10 protein-coding genes and 2 pseudogenes are annotated in these 7,197 nt (G+C 38.1%); 8 read left to right on the top strand and 4 right to left on the bottom strand.

The window, feature by feature from the left end; genetic code table 11:
* Positions 1–827: tetratricopeptide repeat protein (locus VF675_RS13205; RefSeq protein ID WP_440205344.1), on the bottom strand; the 827-nt coding region annotated here is incomplete at its 3' end.
* Positions 828–987: 160 nt separating this feature from the next.
* On the opposite strand from VF675_RS13205, the gene VF675_RS13200 reads away from it, so the two are divergent.
* Together VF675_RS13200 and VF675_RS13195 are read left to right on the top strand one after the other, a co-directional pair.
* The gene (locus VF675_RS13200) at positions 988–1,284 is read left to right on the top strand and encodes a type II toxin-antitoxin system RelE/ParE family toxin (RefSeq protein ID WP_004647749.1); all 297 of its coding nucleotides are present in this window, start codon (positions 988–990) and stop codon (positions 1,282–1,284) included.
* Position 1,285: 1 nt separating this feature from the next.
* Positions 1,286–1,576 carry an addiction module antidote protein gene (locus VF675_RS13195; protein ID WP_070155664.1) on the top strand — a complete coding sequence of 97 codons (291 nt, stop codon included), beginning with the start codon at positions 1,286–1,288 and terminating at the stop codon, positions 1,574–1,576.
* 94 nt (positions 1,577–1,670) lie between these two features.
* Here the strand turns inward: VF675_RS13195 and VF675_RS13190 are convergent, their stop codons facing one another.
* Complete coding sequence (locus tag VF675_RS13190) at positions 1,671–2,213, bottom strand: cysteine hydrolase family protein (protein WP_005176773.1); 543 nt, start codon at positions 2,211–2,213, stop codon at positions 1,671–1,673.
* Positions 2,214–2,296: 83 nt separating this feature from the next.
* Positions 2,297–3,181 carry an MBL fold metallo-hydrolase gene (locus VF675_RS13185; protein ID WP_168414479.1) on the bottom strand — a complete coding sequence of 295 codons (885 nt, stop codon included), beginning with the start codon at positions 3,179–3,181 and terminating at the stop codon, positions 2,297–2,299.
* A 132-nt stretch (positions 3,182–3,313) separates the two neighbouring features.
* Here VF675_RS13185 and VF675_RS13180 point away from each other — a divergent pair, with 132 nt between their 5' ends.
* The 3 genes from VF675_RS13180 (at position 3,314) to VF675_RS13170 (ending at position 4,904) form a co-directional block, all read left to right on the top strand.
* Positions 3,314–4,285, top strand: a complete 972-nt coding sequence (locus VF675_RS13180) for a GlxA family transcriptional regulator (RefSeq protein WP_440205343.1) — start codon at positions 3,314–3,316, stop codon at positions 4,283–4,285.
* Between the two features lie 81 nt (positions 4,286–4,366).
* Positions 4,367–4,627 (top strand): type II toxin-antitoxin system RelB/DinJ family antitoxin, encoded by a 261-nt coding sequence (locus VF675_RS13175; RefSeq protein WP_004778838.1) that lies wholly within the window; start codon positions 4,367–4,369, stop codon positions 4,625–4,627.
* Positions 4,614–4,904, top strand: coding sequence for a type II toxin-antitoxin system YafQ family toxin (locus VF675_RS13170; protein WP_039048337.1), 291 nt, complete (start codon positions 4,614–4,616; stop codon positions 4,902–4,904). The genes VF675_RS13175 and VF675_RS13170 overlap by 14 nt, the downstream gene beginning before the upstream one ends.
* 82 nt (positions 4,905–4,986) lie before the next feature.
* Here the strand turns inward: VF675_RS13170 and VF675_RS13165 are convergent, their stop codons facing one another.
* Positions 4,987–5,544 (bottom strand): DNA-binding protein, encoded by a 558-nt coding sequence (locus VF675_RS13165; protein WP_440205342.1) that lies wholly within the window; start codon positions 5,542–5,544, stop codon positions 4,987–4,989.
* A 493-nt stretch (positions 5,545–6,037) separates the two neighbouring features.
* Here VF675_RS13165 and VF675_RS13160 point away from each other — a divergent pair.
* From VF675_RS13160 to VF675_RS13150, 3 genes and pseudogenes are all read left to right on the top strand, one after another.
* A pseudogene (locus VF675_RS13160) lies at positions 6,038–6,286 on the top strand (replication initiation protein RepM); the annotation flags it as partial.
* A pseudogene (locus tag VF675_RS13155) lies at positions 6,279–6,832 on the top strand (plasmid replication DNA-binding protein). The pseudogenes VF675_RS13160 and VF675_RS13155, both read left to right, overlap by 8 nt.
* Positions 6,833–6,853: 21 nt before the next feature.
* Positions 6,854–6,997, top strand: a complete 144-nt coding sequence (locus VF675_RS13150) for a hypothetical protein (RefSeq protein WP_440205341.1) — start codon at positions 6,854–6,856, stop codon at positions 6,995–6,997.
* The last annotated feature ends 200 nt before the right edge of the window (positions 6,998–7,197 follow it).

Genomic DNA, 7,197 nt, shown 5'->3' with positions numbered 1-7,197 from the left:
GCAGATTTATTTAACCATTCCAAAGCTTTTCTTTTATCTTTTGCCACACCTTCACCACTTTGATACATACTTCCTAAAAAATACTGTGCATCAGCATTATTTTTTTCTGCTGCTTTATTAATCCATTCAAATGCCTTTTTATCATCTTTTGGAATACCACGTCCTAGTATATATATCATACCAAGCCTAAGCTGAGCATCGACATTACCTTGTTGAGCAGCTTGGGAAAACCAAAAAAATGCTTCTTTATCATCCTTTTCTCCACCTAAGCCATTCGAATACATCATCCCTAGTTCATATTTTTTTTCAGCATCAATGTTCGCTATGACCATTTGAGCCGAAGTATTTCCATTTACAGCAGCCTTTTTATACCAATATATGGCTTTATCTAAATCACGAGGAACCCCGTTTCCATATGCATATAACATCCCTATATAGAGCTGTGCTCTAGCGTAATTTTGCTCAGAAGCTTTTAGATACCACTCCATTGCTTTTTCATAGTCCTCTCTCACTTCGTAAGATAACCCAACATCATATTGTGCTTCGGGATCTCCTTGTAAAGCCGCTTTTTTTTCCCACTTTAATGCTTCATCGAAATCTTGAGCGATTCCAAATCGTCCTGATGCATAGGCGATTCCTAAATCTTTTTGTGCTCGAATATTTCCCTTTTCTGCGCATTCTTTTGTAAGGTTTAAATCAAGTTTTATTACACCATCGATAATTTCTGCTTTTCTATTTTCATCATCTTTTGGACATTGTTCTGCAAATACACTTTGTACGTTTAAAAATAAAGACATCGCTAGAATGATTTGGATAAATAGTTTCATCTCTAAGACATTTTTGATTTAAGAAGAAACTAAAATGATATCTTATTTTTACCCTCCATTTAACATAATGGCGGTTATACGAAATTAATGGATGTCCGTATAGATTACTTGCATATTGTATTCGATCGAATACAATATAGTGAGAAGATAAGGAAGCCTCATGATTGAAATTAAACGTCTGCCAGAATTTGATGAATGGTTAGATGGCATTAAAGACAATATGACCCGTATTCGCCTAAATCGTAGACTAGATAAGGTTCAACGTGGAAATTGGGGAGACATTAAGCCTCTCCAAGATGGCGTTTGGGAAATGAGAGAATTCTTCGGTTCTGGATGGAGGATGTATTACATCCAGCATGGTGACGTAGTGATTGTAATGCTTGGAGGCGGAGATAAATCGACTCAACAACAAGACATTGATCGTGCAGTCAAACTATCGAAAACATTGGAGGATTAAAATGGTTAAAGTCGCTGATTTACCAAGTTTTGATATGGCTGAGTCACTCAAAACTGAAGAAGACATTGTGATGTATCTCAACATAGTTCTTGAAGAAAATGATCCAGCTGAATTAGCTCATGCCCTTGGCGTAATTGCCAAAGCTCGTGGCATGACTCAAATCGCTAAAGAAGCAGGGATTGGACGTGAAGCACTTTACAAAGCCCTACGTCAGGATTCAGCACCACGTTTTGATACGATTAATCGTGTAGTAAATGCATTAGGCTTAAAACTCACTGTACAACACGCCTAAAACTTTAAAAAATATAGTAAAAATGGGAGCTTATAGCTCCCATTTTTTGACTTCGTATAACGTGTATTATGTTAATTTTAGGAAATCTTAGTCTTTAGCTAACATAATCTTCAGTTGATATTACTTGAGCATATGCAAATTCAAAAGCGGCCATTAATGTTGCATGGACATGACCAGCAGGTACTTTAACGCCATTAAATTCCAAGTCTAGTGTTGCACAAGCATCATGTATCACTTTTACCTTATAACCAAAATCAGAAGCAGCACGAACAGCAGCATCAACACACATATGGCTCATAGCACCAATCACGACTAACTCAGTCACTTGATTGCTATCTAAAATTTCTTTGAGATTCGTGTTTAAGAACGCATTGATGTGATTTTTAATGATCACAGATTCATCTTCTTGCGGCTTAACTGTGTCCTGAAATTCAATACCATTTGAGCTAGGTTCAAATATAGGAGATTCAGCATCAGCAATATGTTGGACATGAATCACTTGAGTACCCTGTTTACGGGCCTTCGCAATTACTTTCACTGCATTAGCAGCAGCTTGTTCAATATTTACTAAGGGTAATTTACCTGTAGGTAGATATTCATTTTGTAAGTCGATAACTAATAAAGCTGATTTTGACATATCTGTTCCTTTACTTAACTAATATTTGTTTTGTTCTACTTATGTTTTAAAGAAGTGGAATGCTTCCACTTCTTTAAGTCACTTTAGAAAGAAAGCGTTTCACCATCGATAGGAATTAAAACCTTATCTTGGATTCCTTTGTCCTTTACGTAATCTGCAAGCTTAGCACGTGTTACCGACATGTGGTTAATTGCATCCATGTGAACAGCAACCACTTTAGCATTTGGTGCTTTCTGAGTTGCATGATAAGTATCTTCTTTGCCCATAATAATGGATTCTTTAAAGCCATCAACCAAGGCGTTACCTGTATTCAAGACAATCACATCAGGTTTAAATGTTTGAATCGCTTGATCAACTTCAGAACGCCAGATGGTATCTCCTGCCACATAAACAGTTTCATGGCCAGCAGCTTCAAATACCACACCCATTGCTTCACCTAATCCAGCTTTAAGCTTAGGAATACGGTACATGGCATCAGTACCGTGTTGACCACCAGTTTTAGTGAGCTTAATCCCTTCAAAGGTCGCTTGAGTTAATACACGAACATCTTTGAAGCCTTGTGACTGAATGATTTTCTGGTCTTCTTTATTCTGTACAAACAACGGCATGTTTTTCGGAATAGTCGCTTGTGCTGCATCATCCCAATGATCTAAATGGGTATGGGTCACGATTACCGCATCTACACCTTCTAAAATCGTTTCGGGCTTGATAGGCAAATCGACTAATGGGTTCCGTAAATAGCTACGATGAGTATCAGGAAAACCTTCATAGAATCCTTTTTTAGCAAACATTGGGTCAATTAAAAAAGTCGTATCAGCATAGGTTACTTTAATCGTTGCATTGCGAATTTCTTGTATATGCGTAACTTTAGAAGTATCTCGCTGAACCACCTTATCATTCGCATATAAATGGACTGAAGCCATTGCCAGAGAGAGTGCAATAACAGAGCTACTTAAAATTTTATTCATGTTCCAGATCCAATCATTTAGTCATACTCGAATCATGATAGGAAAAATTAAGCAATAAAACTGTCCTTAAGGACAATCATCGAAACTATTGGGACAACATGCTATATTTATTATTTTAGAGAGGTAGATTGAATGGCTATACCAGTGATTGGATTGTTCGTATATCCCAATATAAATCCATTTCACTTCTCTATCCCCCATATCATTTTCAATATCAAGATTGAAGATAAACGCTTATTTGATCTGAGAATTTTTTCTATAGATGGCCAGCCCGTAACAACAGAACAGTCTATGATGATTATCCCTGATGGTGGGGTCGAGCTCATTAAAGAGTCGGATCTTATTATTATTCCTGGGTGGGATGATTTTAATCACGAGCCTGAACAAGTACTTATCGATGCCCTAAATTGTGCATATCAGACTGGAATTAGAATTGTAGGGTTATGCTATGGAACTTATGCACTGGCATATGCTGGTTTACTTGACCATAAAAAAGCAGCTACGCACTGGATGGCTGAACAAGATTTCAGTGAGCGGTTTCCACAGGTTCAACTTGATTATGATGCCCTGTATGTAGAAGACCAAAGGATTGTAACCTCTGCTGGAACAGGTGCAGCATTAGACTGCTGCCTATATTTGGTACGAGAAATCTATAATGCACGAATTGCGAATAAAGTCTCTAGAGTAATGGTGATCCCGCCTCACCGTGAAGGTGGGCAAGCTCAGTTTATTGAACAGCCAGTCGCAGAATCGAGCCAAGATGCACAAATTAATGTATTACTTGATTTTTTAAGAAAGAATTTAGCTTTACAACATAATATTGAAAGCCTCGCTGAACGGACACATATGACACGCAGGACGTTCACACGGCATTTTAAGAAAGCGACAGGCATGACCCTAGTCGATTGGCTGAATACTGAAAGAATCAGATTAAGTTGTGAACTTTTAGAAACGACAAACTTGTCTATCGAAAAGATAACCGAGCTTTCAGGTTTTAATAATACCGTGTCATTTAGAAAAAATTTTCGTGAAAAATATGGCACCAGCCCTCAGGCATGGAGAAAAGCTTTTGGGATCATTAATGAAAATAATCCACCCATTTAACATAATGGTGGTTATACGAATTGAACTTTTCTTCATCTAAGAATATAGTGTGATTAACAATGTTAATCATAGGAGCTTAACATGGCTTCAAATGCACTAGTCACTACTCGCATTAACGAAAACATTAAGCATGAAGCAACAGAAGTTCTTGCAACAATGGGCTTAACTGTCTCAGATGCAGTTCGCTTGCTGTTAACCAAGGTAGCGAAAGAAAAGGCTCTGCCTTTTGAAATTTGGCAGCCCAATCCTGAAACCATTGCTGCAATGGAAGAAGATCTAAGCAAAGCAAAGAGCTTCACTTCTGTTAAAGATTTGATGGCTGATCTAAATGCGGACGATTAAGTACACATCAGCATTCAAGAAAGACTATAAACGTGAGAAAAAAGGGCAGCATCGAAATACATTAGATGCTGAACTACAAACTGTTTTAGAATTATTGCAAGCTGATGAAGCCTTGCCTGAAAAGTATCGTGACCATGCTTTGGTCAGTAATTGGGTAGGTCATCGTGATTGCCATATCAAACCTGATCTCGTTTTAATCTATAAGAAAACAGAAGAAGGTGAACTACTAATTTTGAAATTAGTTCGCTTAGGCAGTCATAGCGAATTAGCAATTTGAATGATGTAACCCCCAAAGAGCGTTGACATACTCCGTACTAAACCAGTGATTTAATGGGGAGCATGTCAGCCTTCATCGTCAGTTACTTGTCTTTTTGCATTGTAATCTGTTTTTCTAATTCAGCTATCCGTGCATTTGCATCAGTGAGTTGTGATTCCACATATTTGATCGAGCCTGATTTTTCGAGTAGCTGTTCATATTTGGCTTGCAAGGCGTTGTAGTCTTCTTTTGCCTTATCTGTACTAGCAAGAGCGACTTTCAGCTTGTCGGTGGTGTCATCAGTTTGTTTGACCTGTTCATCAAGTTTGATTTGCACCTGTTCCAGTTTTTCTGTGGTATCTGCAAGCTGCTTTTCCAGTTGTTGCACTGTTTCCGCATATCCGCCTTGTACTGCATCAATCCGTTCTTGCAATAGGGTTGCAATGACTTGTGACACGGTAACAAGTTCCGCATCTTTCAGAGTTTTTGCCGTAGTAACGGCTGCCGCCAGTTGCTCTTCAAGGATCTCTTTGCGGTATTTGTTGATAGTGGTCTTTGAGCCGCTACCAAGAACCGCAAGGATATTATCGTTAGTTGGGTTTGAGCCTTGTGCTGCAAGGGATTCGATGGCTTTTGCCACATCTGATTTAGTGATTGCCATGGGTTTATTTCCTACTGTGTACTGTACTGTATCGTATTTTAGTACATTACAGTACAGTACACAATCGATATTTTTTATGAATTATGACTAGCTAAAACTCTCTGCAGCTGTTCGCTAATGTTTTCCAATTTAGCAAAAGCCGATAGAAGATGATTTTTATTAGATTAATTAAACAATAACAAGTATTTATTAGCGAGTGTCTACGAGCGCCACAACAAAAATTCGCGCCTAGACTCTCTGAAAAACAGCTTTTTAGGCTGAGAAGCCTAAATAAGCGTAAATTATATGCAGATATTTGCACCTAGACCGAGCGGAGCGAGCAAAAAAAGCTTCTGAGCGAAGCGAAGTCATAGTTGCTTTTGCTTTTTACATAATTTTAGAAGGTATTTGCAAAAAATTGCCCCTACGAATCGAGCGAAAGCGAGATTCAATAGAGTTTGAGCGAGTGAAACAAAGCGAAAACCAACAAAAGAAAACGAATCAACCAATAGCAGATAAGCGAGATCCAAACACGCTAGATCTTTTTTCAAAAATGACAGATGCTCAACGTCATATGTTTGCTAATAAGCTTTCAGAATTACCTGAAATGGGGAAATATTCTCAAGGTACAGAAAGCTACCAACAGTTTGCTATACGTATTGCTGAGATGCTACAAGATCCTGAGCGCATCATAGAGCTATACCCACACCTCAAGAAAGTGGGATACATGCCATCAAATAAAAGGGACACGGTAAATGGCTAAGTTATCGCTAAGTGAAGTATCCAACCGCTTTAACGTCAGCCGCTCTAAACTATACAGAGCTATCAAAGAAGGACGTATATCTCGAAGTGCTGGTGGTCTTTTTGACATTGCAGAAGTCATTCGCTGCTTTGGAGAGCCAATTAAAAAGCACGAGCCAAACCAAGTAATAACCTCACTCAAAGATGATGCGGATTTGCGTCAGTTGGTTGACTTCATGAGAAAAGAGATTGAATCATACAAGGATAGAGAAAAACGTTATTTAGACCAAATAGACCGCTTCCAATTGTTGCTAGGACATAAAGAGTCAGAAGAAAAAATGTCTCATGACACACTAAAGAGACATTTCAATGAAACACCTTGTGACAACAATGATGACTCAAGTGAAAGTATTGAAAATAAAAGCATAGAGCCAAATTCATTATCTCATGAAACAGTAACGATACATACCAGTGAAGCACCAAAAAACGTATCACAGACACATCATGAGACAAGAAAAAGCGTAGCTTATTTGGCCGAGTACTGAGTGCGGTATTCGATGAGGACTAAGCCCCCCAAGGAGCATTACGTATGAAAAAACTGAAAGAGATCCTACAAGGCATTGCATTTCTATTTATCGGGATTCCGATCATGATTATGGCCAGCTTTATGGATCAACGAGCCTTTAAAAAGGAGCAGGATCAGCGCCAGAAAGCCCAAGATCAAAGCAAGTGATTGTTCATCAAAACTTATTAAAACCGTGGAACATGAAAAGTCATAAAAAAAGCCCATTCGAGGGTGAATGGGCTATAAAACTTGAATCAACAAATTGAATTATAACACAATTTCAAAAGCATTGCGTATAAGAGATTTTATGTTAAATAATCAAAAATCCTTATAGTGAATCGTATATCTAAGGTTTTGGCAGATTTTTA

The sequence above is a fragment of the Acinetobacter sp. Lyrl_1 genome, from assembly GCF_051948795.1.
Taxonomy (GTDB): Bacteria; Pseudomonadota; Gammaproteobacteria; order Pseudomonadales; family Moraxellaceae; genus Acinetobacter; species Acinetobacter towneri.
Note: the sequence above shows the minus strand (reverse complement) of the source record. Positions and strands in the feature narration are given on the sequence as shown.

What these genes read in the sequence shown, in the direction of transcription:
- VF675_RS13200 (WP_004647749.1), top strand. Translation starts at nt 988, where the DNA reads ATGATTGAAATTAAACGTCTGCCAGAATTTGATGAATGGTTAGATGGC.
- VF675_RS13195 (WP_070155664.1), top strand. Translation starts at nt 1,286, where the DNA reads ATGGTTAAAGTCGCTGATTTACCAAGTTTTGATATGGCTGAGTCACTC.
- VF675_RS13190 (WP_005176773.1), bottom strand. Translation starts at nt 2,213, where the DNA reads ATGTCAAAATCAGCTTTATTAGTTATCGACTTACAAAATGAATATCTA.
- VF675_RS13185 (WP_168414479.1), bottom strand. Translation starts at nt 3,181, where the DNA reads ATGAATAAAATTTTAAGTAGCTCTGTTATTGCACTCTCTCTGGCAATG.
- VF675_RS13180 (WP_440205343.1), top strand. Translation starts at nt 3,314, where the DNA reads ATGGCTATACCAGTGATTGGATTGTTCGTATATCCCAATATAAATCCA.
- VF675_RS13175 (WP_004778838.1), top strand. Translation starts at nt 4,367, where the DNA reads ATGGCTTCAAATGCACTAGTCACTACTCGCATTAACGAAAACATTAAG.
- VF675_RS13170 (WP_039048337.1), top strand. Translation starts at nt 4,614, where the DNA reads ATGCGGACGATTAAGTACACATCAGCATTCAAGAAAGACTATAAACGT.
- VF675_RS13165 (WP_440205342.1), bottom strand. Translation starts at nt 5,544, where the DNA reads ATGGCAATCACTAAATCAGATGTGGCAAAAGCCATCGAATCCCTTGCA.
- VF675_RS13150 (WP_440205341.1), top strand. Translation starts at nt 6,854, where the DNA reads ATGAAAAAACTGAAAGAGATCCTACAAGGCATTGCATTTCTATTTATC.